The sequence below is a fragment of the Agrobacterium vaccinii genome (assembly GCF_021310995.1).
GTDB lineage: Bacteria > Pseudomonadota > Alphaproteobacteria > Rhizobiales > Rhizobiaceae > Agrobacterium > Agrobacterium vaccinii.
On sequence record NZ_CP054150.1, the window covers coordinates 1,540,423 to 1,553,987 of the forward strand.

15 protein-coding genes are annotated in these 13,565 nt (G+C 56.8%); 4 read left to right on the forward strand and 11 right to left on the reverse strand.

Annotation, left to right across the window (positions count from 1 at the left end; genetic code table 11):
* Positions 1-30: 30 nt before the first annotated feature.
* From frr to HRR99_RS07770, 5 genes are all read right to left on the reverse strand, one after another.
* On the reverse strand, positions 31-588 hold the full coding sequence (gene frr / locus HRR99_RS07750; protein ID WP_111838286.1) for a ribosome recycling factor: 558 nt from the start codon (positions 586-588) through the stop codon (positions 31-33).
* A 65-nt stretch (positions 589-653) separates the two neighbouring features.
* On the reverse strand, positions 654-1,376 hold the full coding sequence (gene pyrH, locus HRR99_RS07755) for a UMP kinase (protein ID WP_233123383.1): 723 nt from the start codon (positions 1,374-1,376) through the stop codon (positions 654-656).
* A 194-nt stretch (positions 1,377-1,570) separates the two neighbouring features.
* The gene (gene tsf / locus HRR99_RS07760; protein WP_233123384.1) at positions 1,571-2,497 is read right to left on the reverse strand and encodes a translation elongation factor Ts; all 927 of its coding nucleotides are present in this window, start codon (positions 2,495-2,497) and stop codon (positions 1,571-1,573) included.
* Between the two features lie 251 nt (positions 2,498-2,748).
* On the reverse strand, positions 2,749-3,516 hold the full coding sequence (gene rpsB / locus HRR99_RS07765; RefSeq protein ID WP_111838283.1) for a 30S ribosomal protein S2: 768 nt from the start codon (positions 3,514-3,516) through the stop codon (positions 2,749-2,751).
* 193 nt (positions 3,517-3,709) lie between these two features.
* On the reverse strand, positions 3,710-4,552 hold the full coding sequence (locus HRR99_RS07770; protein WP_233123386.1) for a cell envelope integrity EipB family protein: 843 nt from the start codon (positions 4,550-4,552) through the stop codon (positions 3,710-3,712).
* A 115-nt stretch (positions 4,553-4,667) separates the two neighbouring features.
* Here HRR99_RS07770 and HRR99_RS07775 point away from each other — a divergent pair, with 115 nt between their 5' ends.
* From HRR99_RS07775 to HRR99_RS07790, 4 genes are read left to right on the forward strand one after another with little or no spacing between them, the layout of a single operon-like run.
* Positions 4,668-5,138: a RidA family protein gene (locus HRR99_RS07775; RefSeq protein WP_111838281.1), complete on the forward strand. Its 471-nt coding sequence runs from the start codon at positions 4,668-4,670 to the stop codon at positions 5,136-5,138.
* On the forward strand, positions 5,135-5,875 hold the full coding sequence (locus HRR99_RS07780; RefSeq protein ID WP_233123387.1) for a glycerophosphodiester phosphodiesterase: 741 nt from the start codon (positions 5,135-5,137) through the stop codon (positions 5,873-5,875). Before HRR99_RS07775 ends, HRR99_RS07780 begins: the two co-directional genes overlap by 4 nt.
* Entirely contained in the window at positions 5,872-7,062 is a 1,191-nt protein-coding gene (locus HRR99_RS07785; protein ID WP_233123389.1) for a GNAT family N-acetyltransferase, read from the forward strand. Before HRR99_RS07780 ends, HRR99_RS07785 begins: the two co-directional genes overlap by 4 nt.
* Before the next feature lie 27 nt (positions 7,063-7,089).
* A complete protein-coding gene (locus HRR99_RS07790; RefSeq protein ID WP_233123390.1) occupies positions 7,090-7,512 on the forward strand; it encodes an HIT family protein in 423 nt (140 codons plus the stop codon).
* A 9-nt stretch (positions 7,513-7,521) separates the two neighbouring features.
* Here the strand turns inward: HRR99_RS07790 and HRR99_RS07795 are convergent, their stop codons facing one another.
* The 6 genes from HRR99_RS07795 to HRR99_RS07820 all read right to left on the reverse strand — a co-directional run bounded on the left by HRR99_RS07795 (position 7,522) and on the right by HRR99_RS07820 (position 13,469).
* A complete protein-coding gene (locus tag HRR99_RS07795) occupies positions 7,522-8,472 on the reverse strand; it encodes a phosphatase PAP2 family protein (RefSeq protein ID WP_111838278.1) in 951 nt (316 codons plus the stop codon).
* A gap of 55 nt (positions 8,473-8,527) precedes the next feature.
* Positions 8,528-8,875 carry an AzlD domain-containing protein gene (locus tag HRR99_RS07800; protein ID WP_162694397.1) on the reverse strand — a complete coding sequence of 116 codons (348 nt, stop codon included), beginning with the start codon at positions 8,873-8,875 and terminating at the stop codon, positions 8,528-8,530.
* Positions 8,872-9,627 carry an AzlC family ABC transporter permease gene (locus HRR99_RS07805; protein ID WP_233123392.1) on the reverse strand — a complete coding sequence of 252 codons (756 nt, stop codon included), beginning with the start codon at positions 9,625-9,627 and terminating at the stop codon, positions 8,872-8,874. Before HRR99_RS07805 ends, HRR99_RS07800 begins: the two co-directional genes overlap by 4 nt.
* Positions 9,628-9,699: 72 nt before the next feature.
* Positions 9,700-12,201 (reverse strand): ATP-dependent Clp protease ATP-binding subunit ClpA, encoded by a 2,502-nt coding sequence (gene clpA, locus HRR99_RS07810; protein WP_233123393.1) that lies wholly within the window; start codon positions 12,199-12,201, stop codon positions 9,700-9,702.
* 10 nt (positions 12,202-12,211) lie between these two features.
* On the reverse strand, positions 12,212-12,565 hold the full coding sequence (clpS, locus tag HRR99_RS07815) for an ATP-dependent Clp protease adapter ClpS (protein WP_111838275.1): 354 nt from the start codon (positions 12,563-12,565) through the stop codon (positions 12,212-12,214).
* Between the two features lie 187 nt (positions 12,566-12,752).
* Complete coding sequence (locus tag HRR99_RS07820; protein WP_233123395.1) at positions 12,753-13,469, reverse strand: helix-turn-helix transcriptional regulator; 717 nt, start codon at positions 13,467-13,469, stop codon at positions 12,753-12,755.
* Positions 13,470-13,565 lie beyond the last annotated feature (96 nt).

Genomic DNA, 13,565 nt, shown 5'->3' on the forward strand with positions numbered 1-13,565 from the left:
AGATAAAATCTGCAGTGGCCGGATGGCCGACTATACCTGCATGATTTCTCTTTCTTTCTCTCCAAGCAAGCGATCAATATCCAAAATCGTGTCATCCGTCATCTTCTGAACCTTGTCGGATTGTGCACGGCTTTCATCCTGACCGATGTCACCATCCTTTTCGGCTTTTTTCAGACCGTCCATACCATCGCGCCGAACGTGGCGAATGGCAACCTTTGCTTTTTCCGCGTAATCATGCGCGACCTTGACGAGCGACTTGCGGCGCTCCTCGTTCAGTTCCGGCAGGGGAATGCGCAGGTTCTGGCCATCTACAATCGGGTTGAGGCCGAGGTTGGACTCGCGGATTGCGCGGTCGACGGCACCCACCATCGACTTGTCCCAGATGTTCACACCCAGCATGCGCGCTTCCGGCACGGTAATGTTGGCCACCTGCGACAGCGGGACGCGCGAGCCATAGGCGTCAACGGTCACCGGGTCCAGAATGTTGGCAGATGCGCGACCGGTGCGCAGCGAAGCGATATCGCTCTTGAAGGCGTTGATGGCGCCGTCCATGCGGCGCTTGATATCGTTGAGGTCAATACCACTCATTTTCATACTCCATCAGTTCTGGCCAAGAGGGCCTCAATGTCACAGCGCGGAATCAACGCCGTATGTTACTTGTCGTGCACGATGGTCTTGCGACCGCCACCCGTCAATATTTGCGCAAAACCGCCCTTCTCGTGGATCGAAAAGACGATGATCGGAATGTGGTTTTCGCGCGCCAGGGCAACGGCTGCCACATCCATCACGGCCAACCCCTTGCCCAGCACTTCCGAATGCGTCAGTTCCTCGAAACGGGTCGCCGTCGGGTCTTTCTTCGGGTCGGCGGAATAGATGCCGTCCACCTGCGTACCCTTGAAGATCGCTTGCGCACCCATTTCGGCGGCGCGCAGTGCAGCGGCGGAATCGGTGGTGAAGAACGGGTTGCCGGTGCCACCTGCGAAAATGACGACCCGGCCCTGCGAAAGATGGTGCACGGCTGCGCGCTGCGAGAAGCTCTCGCAGATTTCCGGCATGGCGATGGCCGAAAGAACGACGGTGTCGAGATCCAGCTTGCGCAGAGAGGTCGCGAGCGCCAGCGCGTTGATGACGGTGCCCAGCATGCCCATGTGGTCGCCGGTCACGCGGTCGCCGCCCTTGGAGGCAACGGCCACACCGCGGAAAATATTACCGCCACCCACGACGACACCCACTTCGACGCCCATGGCTCTCGCCTCGGCAATGTCGGAGGCAATGCGGTCTGCGACGGCAACATCGATGCCGAAACCCTGATTGCCCATGAGGGCTTCGCCCGACGCCTTGAGAAGAACACGTTTATAAAGCGGCTTGGAAGACATCATGACTCCTTAAAGCATGTCGCGCACGGCCATGCACAGTTTGCAGTGACGACATGCGGAAACTTGAGAAACCACAGCACGGACGAATCTGAACGATCCCAAAGTGCTGCAGGATATAACCGCATCGCCGATACACGAAGGGCACCGCGTTGTCACGCGATGCCCCGTAGTTTTCCAGTATTTGGGTAAAGAGATCAGCCCTTAGCGACCGCAGCAACTTCAGCAGCGAAGTCGCTTTCTTCCTTTTCGATGCCTTCGCCGAGCAGCAGGCGAGCCATACCGACGACTTCGATCTTCGCGCCAGCTTCCTTTTCAGCTTCCTTGACAGCATCACCAACGGTGAGGTCAGGGTTGATGACGAAGGCCTGCGACAGAAGAGCGACTTCTTCGAAGAACTTGCGCATACGACCGTCAACCATCTTTTCGATGATGGCTTCTGGCTTGCCAGATTCGCGAGCCTGCTCGATGAAGACGTTGCGTTCGCGTTCAGCAACAGCAGCATCGACTTCTTCAGCGCGAATGGCGAGCGGGTTGGTCGCAGCAATGTGCATGGCAACCTGACGGCCGATGGATGTCAGAACAGCCTTGTCACCAACGGATTTCAGCGCGACGAGAACGCCGAGCTTGCCGATGCCTTCGCCAGCAGCGTTATGAACGTAGGTCGCAACAACGCCATGCTCGACTTCGAGCAGAGCCGAACGGCGCAGCGTCATGTTTTCACCGATGGTCGCAATCGCGTCCTTGATGGTGTCGGCAACAGTCTTGCCGGTCGCTGGGTACGTCGCAGCAGCAACGGCATCGACCGTACCGTCTGTCGTCAGCGCAACGGAAGCAACGCCACGGACGATGTCCTGGAAGGCGTCGTTACGGGCAACGAAGTCGGTTTCGGAGTTGATTTCGACAACGACAGCCTTGTGGCCGGCAGATGCGATACCGACGAGACCTTCAGCAGCCGTACGACCAGACTTCTTGTCAGCCTTGGCGATACCCTTGGCGCGCAGCCAGTCGATTGCAGCTTCCATGTCGCCACCGGTTTCGGCCAGCGCCTTTTTGCAATCCATCATGCCTGCGCCGGACTTCTCGCGCAGTTCCTTAACCATTGCGGCTGTGATTTCGCTCATTGTGTGCCTCTTGTCGGTTCGTCGGTCACGGCGCGATTGCGGCCCGACCGAAATCGGATTTTGGGAACGAATGTACCCGGAACTGTGACAGACTGATGAAACAGCCACCACGAAACTTCAAAAAACCGCGCCCATGCCCTGGAGGACTGCGCGATTTAAACGAACAAGGCCGTCGAACTTTCTAGTCCAGAACGGCCTTGTCAGATCCTGATTGGTGAGGCGGCATCAAGATGCCGCCCAAAGGCCGACTATCAGGCGCCAGCTTCGTCTTCGAGCGCAGGCTCGATCGGAGCTTCTTCGGAAGCGCCGATGTCGCGACCGGAAGAGCCCTGCTGACGTGCGATACCGTCGATGGCAGCGCGAGCGATCAGATCGCAATACAGCGAAATGGCGCGCGATGCGTCGTCGTTACCGGGGATCGGGAAATCGATCTGGTCCGGGTCGCAGTTGGAGTCGATGATTGCAACGACCGGAATGCCAAGACGCTTGGCTTCTTCGATTGCGATCTTTTCCTTGTTGGTATCGATGATGAACATCAGGTCAGGAACGCCGCCCATATCGCGGATACCGCCGAGAGCCTTTTCGAGCTTTTCGCGTTCGCGCTCGAGGTTCAGGCGCTCTTTCTTGGAGTAGCCGGAAGCGTCGGAGTTGAGGATTTCGTCGACCTTGCGCAGGCGCTGGATCGAGTTCGAAATTGTCTTCCAGTTGGTCATCATGCCGCCGAGCCAACGCGAGTTGACGTAGTACTGAGCGGAGCGCTTTGCGCTGTCTGCGATGATTTCAGAAGCCTGACGCTTCGTGCCAACGAACAGAACGCGACCGCCACGGGCAACCGTGTCGGACACGACCTGAAGGGCGCGCGACAGCAAAGGAACCGTCTGTGCCAGGTCGATGATGTGAATGTTGCTGCGGTCGCCGAAGATGTACGGCTTCATCTTTGGGTTCCAGCGATGTGTCTGGTGACCAAAGTGAACGCCAGCTTCCAGAAGCTGACGCATAGAGAAATCGGGCAATGCCATGCCTAGTTATCCTTTTCCGGTTGAACCCCCGCGAAGCAAACAGCGCCATCAAGATGGCACCACCGGGCGGAACGATCCGGATTTCTCCCGGAACATCCCAAGCTTCGCGTGTGGAATGGTGTGCCGCATACAGCCAGTTTCGACAGAAAGCAAGCAATTATGCGCAAAAAGACTAAATGCACCGATGCGTCGATCAACGTATCGGCTTGTTATCACAGCTTTCAGGCTGGAGAATATCGAGTTTCGCGAGTTTTCCCGTCAAAACGAAATCACCGTAGTCCATGGTCAGGTCACGGGTAATCCCGTTTTCGTAGAGTTTGAAGGACATGCGATAGATCGGCAGCGAATCGGTACCGCTCTTGTCGTTGTAATAGGCAATGGTCACCGGCCAGAACGGCGTCTTCGCAAAATCTCCTGCCTTGCCCGCATCCGCGTCGCCATCAGCTGGCGTCTGCTGCTTGCCCACAAGCGTCGAGGTGATCAGGCTTTCATCGCCATCATCTGAGCCATCGAAAACGCGCGACTCGAAGATACGTTTGCCAAGCTTGGCATTTTCAATGACCTGAAACATATGCTCTGTCGGAAATTCGCCAGCGACCAGATCGATCTTGCGAGCGTCCGGCTTGGTCAGGTCGATTGTCATCGCGCCGTTGGAATCGGATGCCGACCCGGTGACTTCCTTATCCAGCTTGTCGTCCGTGAAGGATTTGGTTTCGAACGTGAATTTCTTGGAGCCCGCGTCTTCGAACGTCGTCGTCTGCTGGTCCGTCATCCGCACGGTATCGCCAGTGCTGATCTGGGTGACGAAGCGAAAGTCGGTCTTGTAGCCTTTGCAGGAGGAGCCGGTGAACTCATAGACCATTCTGCCGGTCATGCCTTCGATGCCCGAGCGGTCGGACGCGTCCTTCAGTTCGAGGTCGTAGACGGCACGATGTGAGATCAGGTTTGGCACGGCGGCAGGCACAGCACCGGCAACCGTGGGCACCACCAGGAAGGTGCCGGAAGCAAGGGCAATGACAAGGTTCCTGACAAACATTCAATATCTCCTGTTGGACTCGCCGCTCATATTGTACAAGCAACCGCCCGGCTTTCGGACATCATGCTCTGTCTGCCGGATTTTTGAAAGATTTACAACAAAAGCGGAGACGAAAATGTCGGATGCCATCGAAGCTCGCCTTAAAGAACTGGGCTACACCCTGCCCGCTGCCGCTGCACCGGCTGCAAACTATGTGCCCTACACCATCAGCGGCAATCTGCTGTATATTTCAGGCCAGTTGCCCATGGAATCCGGCAAGATTGCGGTCACGGGCCATGTCGGTCGCGATGTCGATGTGGCAACCGCCCAGCGCGCAGCCGAACTTTGCGCCGTCAACATTCTCGCGCAGGTGAAAGCCGCTCTGAATGGCGATCTGTCGAAAGTCCGCCGGGTGCTGAAGCTCAACGGTTTCGTCGCTTCCGTTCCCGAATTCACCGAACAGCATCTGGTCATCAATGGTGCGTCCAATCTCATAGCAAATGTGCTGGGTGATGCCGGCAAGCATGCGCGCGCTGCCGTTGGCATGGCCTCCCTGCCCTTCAATGCCGCCGTGGAAATCGACGCCATCGTGGAAATCGACGTATGACACTGAAACTTTCCTGGCTGACGGCACAGCCCGTTGCCCATCGCGGCTATCACGACCAGAACAAGACGGTATGGGAAAACACGATGACTGCGTTCTCGCGCGCCATCGAAGCCGGTTACGCCATCGAATGCGATCTGCAACTGGCATCCGACAGTGTCCCTGTTGTCTTCCACGATGACGAAATGACGCGCCTGACCGGCATCAAGGGCGATGTGCGGGAACGCACATCCGTTGAACTCGGCCTTCTCTCGGTCGGTCAGACCAAGGACCGCGTTCCTACTCTGAAACAGCTCTTGAAGCTGTGTGCTGGAAAGGTCCCGCTGGTTCTGGAACTGAAAGGCCGCCAAGGCGCTGGCGTCGATGACGGCTTTGCCGAGGCGGTTCTGGAGGTGCTGGAGGGCTACGAGGGTCATGTAGCGCTGATGAGCTTCGATCACCATCTGCTGAAAGACCTCAAGACTGCCGGGTCGCCCTGGCCGCTCGGCCTGACTGCCGAAGGCTCAAAGCCCGAAGACTTCTTCAAGCACGACGAAGCCATGCAGATCGGCCTCGATTTCATTTCCTACGCCTGGGCCCATCTGCCCAACAGCTTCATCGAGGCGCAGAGAAAACTCGGGCTTCCGGTAATTACCTGGACGGTTATGGATGAAAATGCCCGCGCGACTACCTATAAATATGCTGACCAGATGACGTTCGAAGGTTTCGATCCGAAACAGGGACATACGGCCAGAGCATGAGCGAAGGATATTCCATTCGCGTAGAGCAGTCCTTCGCGGACATCGACCCGGAAAGCTGGAGCAGGCTTTCAGGCACGTCGAAATCTACGCGAACGGATGCCTACAACCCTTTCATATCACATGCCTTTCTATCATCGCTGGAGCAGTCTGGCTCGGCAGCAGCCAAGACCGGCTGGCGCGGCCATCACCTGCTGCTTGAAACGGGTGACGGAACATTGATGGGCGCGATACCAGCCTACCTTAAAAGCCACAGCCAGGGCGAATATGTCTTCGATCACGGCTGGGCGGATGCGCTGGAGCGGGCTGGTGGCAATTATTATCCTAAGCTGCAATGTTCCGTGCCTTTCACGCCCGCAACTGGACCAAGGCTTTTAACCAGCGGCATCGATGACGCGGCCTTTCGGCAAGTATTGGCGTCAGGCCTGCGGCAGGTCACCGAGAAAATTGGCGTATCTTCAGCCCACGTGACCTTTGCACCTAATGGTGACATCGACGCTTTGCTGGGCGAAGGCTTTCTTCCCCGCACCGACCAGCAATTTCATTTCATCAACAACGGCTACCGCGACCACGCCGATTTTCTCGATGCGCTCGCGTCTCGCAAGCGCAAGGGCCTGAAAAAAGAACGCCGCGCAGCACTCGAAAACGGCATCGAAATCGACTGGCTTACCGGCAGCGATCTGACCGAAGACATCTGGGACCAGTTCTACAAATTCTACATGGACACTGGCAGCCGTAAATGGGGCCGACCGTACCTCACCCGTCAGTTCTACTCGCTAATCGGCGAACGCATGGCAGAGGACGTCCTGCTGATCATGGCCAGGCGCGAGGGCCGTTACATCGCAGGCGCCATCAATTTCATCGGTGGCGACGCGCTTTACGGTCGCCACTGGGGCTGCATCGAAGACCACCCCTTCCTACACTTCGAAGTCTGCTACCATCAGGCCATCGATTTCGCCCTGGCGAAGGGCCTGAAGCGTGTGGAGGCAGGCGCCCAGGGCGAGCACAAGCTGGCACGAGGCTACACTCCTGTCACCACCCATTCTGCTCACTTCATTACGCACCCGGGCCTGCGGCGCGCAATCGCCGATTATCTGGAGCGGGAGCGTAGCGAAGTGGAAGAGATCAGCGGCTATCTTGACGACCACAGCCCATTCCGCAAAGGCGAGCGTCTGGAAACCGACGACTAGGACAACAGCATTTCGAGGAGACTTCCCATGACGGCAGCTTACGAGACAGACAATATCTTCGCCAAAATCCTGCGCGGCGAAATTCCCTGCGTAAAGGTTCACGAAGACGACGATACGCTTGCTTTCATGGATGTCATGCCGCAAGCACCGGGCCACCTGCTCGTCATCCCCAAGACCGCGTCACGCAACATGCTGGATGCCGACCCGCAAGTGCTGGCGAAAACCATCGCCGTGGTCCAAAAACTCGCAGTCGCCGCAAAACAGGCCTTCGATGCGGATGGTGTCTACATCGCACAGTTCAACGAACCCGCAGCAGGCCAGACCGTTTTCCACCTGCATTTCCACATCGTACCCCGCAAGGAAGGCGAATCGTTGAAGCCTCATAGCGGCGCGATGGCCGATGGCGCTTTGCTGAAAGAGCACGCGGAGAAGATCAAGGCCGCGCTTTGAACTAACGCATCACTGGTCTGCTGACTGTTCAGTCGCCTGCGACAGCATCGGCACCATTCTGCCGGACAAAGCGAGATACAGAACGAGTTTTCCCGATATCCAATAGGCCAAGGCGAACATCGCAATGCCGCCAAACACATCGCTGAGATGGTGCCCACCGTGAACGAGGATGGCAGGCACCATCGCCGCGTTTAATAGCAACGCAACAGGCGCGGCCATTCTGAACCGCGCTAGAAATACCGCCGACATACAAGCCATAACCGTGTGAAACGATGGAAAACCTATCAAGCCAAGCACGTGGGATGGCGAAAGATATCCTGGTCCATCGCGTCCAAGCAGCAACAATTCAGCTCCGTATTCGGGAGTCACGCCAAGATCGATCGCCGAAAGTATCTCCGGTGACAATTTGTAGAGTGTCGATGGCCCAAAGGTTGGAAACATCGCCCATACCGCGATGCAACCGATAACACCCAAAACGCCGGTCAACAAAAAATGCCAGAGATACTGCTCTTTGCCGGAGAAGCTTAGGAGAAGTACCACGAAGGCCAGTTGGGGCAACGAGCTGAAATAAACGAAAAATAGGACCTTGGTCACCAAAGGCCATTGAGCAGCGATTGCCACTGCCTCCGGCCAGCTATAACCGAAAATTGAGTCGATGCGAACGAAGGTCAAATCCACCGGTGCGGAACGTATCGGCAGGAGGAGATAGTTGAAAATAGACGCGACCAGAGTGAATATTATGAACAGGCCCGACGCAGTAAGGGCAAGAGCAAGGCGCTCCTCTCCACGATAAGTACGGTAATATTGCCCGCCAACGATGAGAAGCATGCTGCCGAAAAATGGAACTGCATAGCCAGCCCAGTCGGTTCTGACGCCCTTGACCAAAATCAGCGCCAGATCAACCGCGGCTATGGTGGCAATGACAAAGGCGAACAAACGTTCGGCTGGCAACAGTCGCATTGGCTTCTCCAAGTATGACTGACGCTAAGCCAAAAGCCTGAAATTCGTGTAAATCTCAGCGTGGACTGATAAAGAGCATACCGATCGTCAGCAAAACCAGCGGTACAATCACGCCAACCAGCACGCGTTGCCGTGCCAGCAGGAAGACGACGAACCCCAGCGCAGCAGCCCCTATCCGCAACCACATCGGCGACTGCTCCAGCACACCGGTGGGAAACACGATCAGCTTTGCGGTGACGGCCATGACCAGCGCCGTGGCAACCGCGCGGACCCAGTTCAGGACTTCGGAGCCCTCTTTCAGCCGATTGCCCGCGATCACGCCCAGCCAGCGCCAGAGGTCGGTGGCCAGCCAACCCGCAATCGCGATGAAGAGGTAGGGTGCCCACCATGCATCCGGGATCATGGCTCGCCCTCCACGGTCACGGGCTCGATTTTACGGCGAAACCAGAAACGGTCAATCAGATAGGCCAGCGTGCCGCCACCGATACCGGCATAGAGAATATCGAATTCCGGCTCGATGACCGCAAACAGCGGCCCAGCGATCACGCCGATGATGAAGGCCACTTTGACCACCGTGTGTCGGGCGGATGCCCAGATGGATGACACGAAATAAACCGGCGTCAGAAAGAACAGAATCCCCGCAACCAGCGGCGGAAAGGCAGCGACGAGGCCGTAGCAGATTCCGACGATTACCGCATTCACCAGAGTCAGCGTCATACCGAAACCTGCAAACCACGCGACCCTGGCCTCGCGCGGGACTTTGCTCAGGTTCTGTGTGGCAAACACCCAGGCGGTGATCGCGACGAAATGGGAGAGAAACAGCAGCACCCAGGTGGGTGTCTTTGCGGTGCGCATTTCGGGCACGATGGAGGCCACCATCGGCATCATACGGATGGAAGACAGGGTGACCACAAGAAAGCAGGTCGCCAGCCCCGCGCCGCTGGTCATCGCACCGATCAGGATCATCTTGGCTGGAAGCGCCCAGATGGTAAGCGTCATAAACACAGCCTCACCGCGCGGCACGCCGGACTCCAGAGCAAAGGCGCTGAAGCCAACGAACGAGGTCATGAGAATGAGCGATGGCAGCGAGAAAATGCCCTTCATGCCTCTGAAAAACCAGAGATAGATGGGCTCCGCAGGGTGTTCTAAAGGCATGTCGTTATCCGGTATCGATAAAAATAAAGTGCCGGGCATAGAGCCCGGCACTTGTCAGTCTTATGGTACCGATTACTTCTTTTTCGGCACCTTGGGAACGGTGTTGGTCTTGCGGCGAGGCTTGGCTTCTTCCGCTGCCTTGTCCGTGTCGGCGGCCACCACTTCGTCTTCCTTCTCGACCTTGGCGGCTTTCGCCTTGCTCTTGGCCTTGCCCGGAGACTTCGCGGCCTTCAACTCGGCCTCCGGCTTTGGCTTCACAGGTGCCGTCTCCGGCAGCACGTCCAGCTTCAAGCCATCCGTGCCGTCTTCCTTCTTGCCTATGCTGACGCTAACGACGCCGCCCTTCTTGAGCTTGCCGAACAATATCTCGTTGGCCAGCGGCTTCTTGATGTGTTCCTGAATGACGCGGCCGAGTGGACGCGCACCCATCTTCTCATCGTAGCCCTTCTCGGACAGCCAAGCGATGGCATCCTCATGCAGGTCGAAGGTGACGTTGCGTTCGGAAAGCTGCGTTTCCAGCTGCATGACGAACTTCTGCACCACCTTGTGAATGACCGCAGTCGGCAGCGGCGAGAACGGAATGATCGCATCCAGACGGTTGCGGAATTCAGGCGTGAACAGGCGGTTGAGAGCCTCTTCATCCTCACCGCTACGCTTGGACGAGCCGAAGCCGATGGCCGACTTCGCCATTTCGGACGCACCCGCATTGGTCGTCATGATCAGAATGACGTTGCGGAAGTCGATCTTCTTGCCGTTGTGGTCGGTCAAAGAGCCGTGATCCATGACCTGCAACAGGATGTTGTAGATGTCAGGATGTGCCTTCTCGATTTCGTCCAGCAACACAACGCAATGTGGATGCTGATCGACGCCATCCGTCAGCAGGCCACCCTGGTCGAATCCGACATAGCCCGGAGGTGCACCCAAGAGACGCGATACGGTGTGACGCTCCATGTATTCCGACATGTCGAAACGCAGCATCTCCACGCCGAGGGACGCTGCAAGCTGCTTGGCGACTTCCGTCTTGCCCACGCCCGTTGGGCCCGAGAAGACGTAGGAACCGATGGGCTTGTTGGGTTCGCGCAGACCCGCACGGGCGAGCTTGATTGCGGTAGACAGCGCTTCGATAGCGATATCCTGACCATAAACGACCGAGCGCAGCTCCTTCTCAAGATTGGCGAGAACCATCTCGTCATCCTTGGAAACGGTTTTGGCCGGAATGCGCGCCATCGTCGCAATCGTAACCTCGATCTCCTTTTCGGTGATCAGCTTGCGACGCTTGGAAGCAGGCAACAGCATCTGTGCGGCACCGGTCTCATCGATCACGTCGATTGCCTTGTCCGGTAGCTTGCGGTCCGAAATGTAACGGGCCGAAAGCTCGACAGCCGCCTTGATGGCGTCGTTGGTGTAGCGCAGGTGATGATAATCTTCGAAGTAAGGCTTGAGACCCTTCATGATCTCGATCGCATCTTCGATGGACGGCTCGTTGACGTCGATCTTCTGGAAGCGACGAACGAGCGCCCGGTCCTTTTCGAAGAACTGGCGATATTCCTTGTAGGTCGTCGAGCCGATGCAACGGATCACCCCGGAGGAGAGCGCGGGCTTCAGCAGGTTGGACGCATCCATTGCGCCGCCCGATGTCGCACCGGCACCAATCACGGTGTGAATTTCATCAATGAACAGTACCGCACCCGGAAACTCTTCCAGTTCCTTGACGACCTGCTTCAAGCGCTCTTCGAAGTCGCCGCGATAGCGCGTACCGGCCAGAAGCGTGCCCATATCGAGCGAGAAGATCGTGTCGTTCTTCAACGCTTCAGGCACCTTGCCCTCAACGATACGCTTGGCGAGACCTTCGGCGATGGCCGTCTTGCCAACGCCTGGATCACCCACATAAAGCGGATTGTTCTTGGAGCGACGGCACAGGATCTGAATGGTGCGGTTGACCTCGGCATGACGACCAATGAGCGGATCGATTTTGCCACCACGCGCCTTGTCGTTCAGGTTCACGCAGTATGCCTTCAGTGCGTCCGGCTGCTTCTTGGGCGCAGCATTGTCCTCTTCGGCACCGTTGCGTGCAGGCTTTGCTTCGTTTTCGGTGTCCTCGGCACCACGGGGCGACCGGGTCTGGGAGGTCCCGGGACGTTTGCCGATGCCGTGCGAGATGTAATTGACGGCGTCGTAGCGCGTCATCTCCTGCTCCTGCAGGAAGTAGGCGGCGTGGCTTTCGCGCTCTGCAAAGATTGCGACCAGCACATTGGCGCCGGTGACCTCTTCACGGCCCGACGACTGCACGTGAATGACCGCACGTTGGATAACGCGCTGGAAACCGGAAGTGGGTTTGGAATCCTCGTCGTAACCCGTCACCAGATTGGACAGTTCGTTGTCGACGTAATCGACCACGGTTTTACGAAGCGCATCCAGATCAACGTTGCAGGCACCCATCACGGCTGCCGCATCCGCATCCTCTATCAACGCCAGCAACAGATGCTCGAGCGTCGCATATTCATGATGACGCTCATTTGCAAAGGTCAGTGCCTGATGCAGCGCCTTCTCTAGACTTGGGGAAAAAGTTGGCACGTTGCGATCCTCATTTCTTTTCCATGACGCACTGAAGCGGATGCTGGTGCTGTCGGGCGAAATCCATGACCTGACTTACTTTTGTCTCTGCGACCTCATATGTAAATACCCCGCATTCGCCGACACCGTGCTGGTGTACATGCAACATGATGCGGGTAGCCCCTTCCCTGTCCTTCTGGAAAAAACGCTCCAGAATGTGAATGACGAATTCCATGGGAGTATAGTCGTCGTTCAGTAAAAGAACACGGTAGAGATTAGGCTTTTTTGTCTTCGGTTTGGTGCGGGTAATAACAGACGTTCCGCGGTTCGCACCGCCATCTTCCCCTTCACCGTCGCCCTGCATGTCGATCGGCTTAGCGATCATCTTACTTCATTCTCCAGATCGCACTCGCACCGGTCTTTTTGGGATACGAGCCAGAATTTCGCTCACCTATATTTAGGTCGTCCAATGGTGATTTTAAGCCCCCTTTGCCGCACTGCAATCACTAATACGTTCACAGGCGACGAAAGTGTGAAGAGAAGCGCGAAGCAATGGCGCGCGCAAGCCCTCCTCATCGCGACAGGCCGCGTCGCAGCGTGACAGCGACCGCATGTTCGAAGGTCGACACCTCCATCTTCCGGCAAATCGACTCCATCAGATAGCCTATTGTTATGCTGGAGAGAGCCACTTCTGCAGCGATAATCTCAAAGCTTTCGCCTTCTGCGGCCAGAAAAAGAATCTGCTTTTCAAGACCGGAAAGCGGTTGCCTCTTCTCCGTTCGCGCACGCCCGATCGAGGTGAGGCGCATATGCATGTGAAACATCAGCATGCTCATCCGCTCGACCTCATCCACATCAGGGTGTGGTCGGTCTCCTGCAAAGCCTATCAGGCGCGGCAGGGATGAAACGCCAAGCGCGGAAAAGCTGATCCCCATGGTGAAACCAACGGAACGATAAAATGCTGCGTGATCCGGTTCGATCTCGCCACAGGCTTCATCCTCGCTCAAATCCCAAGGGGTTGGACCCAGAGTACCGGGTAGATGCTTGAAAAGCCGTTCAGCGAAAGCCGCCACGCGCTCATCGATCTTGTAGAACAGGTCAACCGGCATGTTGGAGGGGAAAAGGAAGGATATCGGCTCTTCCTCCTCCACACGCGCCGTTTCGAACACGCAATAATAACGAAAGCCGAACATGTTCTGAATTTCGGTCAACAACAGCGCGACATCGTCCATCGTGTCGGCTTTTTGCAGTCTGATGAGAAGGTCCTGGCTGATTTCATACCTCTGCATCAAAAGAACCCCATCCGGGTGGATGGGGATTGGCCGAACGACCTTATGGGTCAGTTCGACGCTCTACCGAAAAGCCTAATCGTGCAGCTGTAGCCT

Bases quoted from the DNA above. Each gene is read 5' to 3' on its own strand.
- frr (WP_111838286.1), bottom strand. From the start codon at position 588: ATGAGTGGTATTGACCTCAACGATATCAAGCGCCGCATGGACGGCGCC.
- pyrH (WP_233123383.1), bottom strand. From the start codon at position 1,376: ATGTCTTCCAAGCCGCTTTATAAACGTGTTCTTCTCAAGGCGTCGGGC.
- tsf (WP_233123384.1), bottom strand. From the start codon at position 2,497: ATGAGCGAAATCACAGCCGCAATGGTTAAGGAACTGCGCGAGAAGTCC.
- rpsB (WP_111838283.1), bottom strand. From the start codon at position 3,516: ATGGCATTGCCCGATTTCTCTATGCGTCAGCTTCTGGAAGCTGGCGTT.
- HRR99_RS07770 (WP_233123386.1), bottom strand. From the start codon at position 4,552: ATGTTTGTCAGGAACCTTGTCATTGCCCTTGCTTCCGGCACCTTCCTG.
- HRR99_RS07775 (WP_111838281.1), top strand. From the start codon at position 4,668: ATGTCGGATGCCATCGAAGCTCGCCTTAAAGAACTGGGCTACACCCTG.
- HRR99_RS07780 (WP_233123387.1), top strand. From the start codon at position 5,135: ATGACACTGAAACTTTCCTGGCTGACGGCACAGCCCGTTGCCCATCGC.
- HRR99_RS07785 (WP_233123389.1), top strand. From the start codon at position 5,872: ATGAGCGAAGGATATTCCATTCGCGTAGAGCAGTCCTTCGCGGACATC.
- HRR99_RS07790 (WP_233123390.1), top strand. From the start codon at position 7,090: ATGACGGCAGCTTACGAGACAGACAATATCTTCGCCAAAATCCTGCGC.
- HRR99_RS07795 (WP_111838278.1), bottom strand. From the start codon at position 8,472: ATGCGACTGTTGCCAGCCGAACGTTTGTTCGCCTTTGTCATTGCCACC.
- HRR99_RS07800 (WP_162694397.1), bottom strand. From the start codon at position 8,875: ATGATCCCGGATGCATGGTGGGCACCCTACCTCTTCATCGCGATTGCG.
- HRR99_RS07805 (WP_233123392.1), bottom strand. From the start codon at position 9,627: ATGCCTTTAGAACACCCTGCGGAGCCCATCTATCTCTGGTTTTTCAGA.
- clpS (WP_111838275.1), bottom strand. From the start codon at position 12,565: ATGATCGCTAAGCCGATCGACATGCAGGGCGACGGTGAAGGGGAAGAT.
- HRR99_RS07820 (WP_233123395.1), bottom strand. From the start codon at position 13,469: ATGCAGAGGTATGAAATCAGCCAGGACCTTCTCATCAGACTGCAAAAA.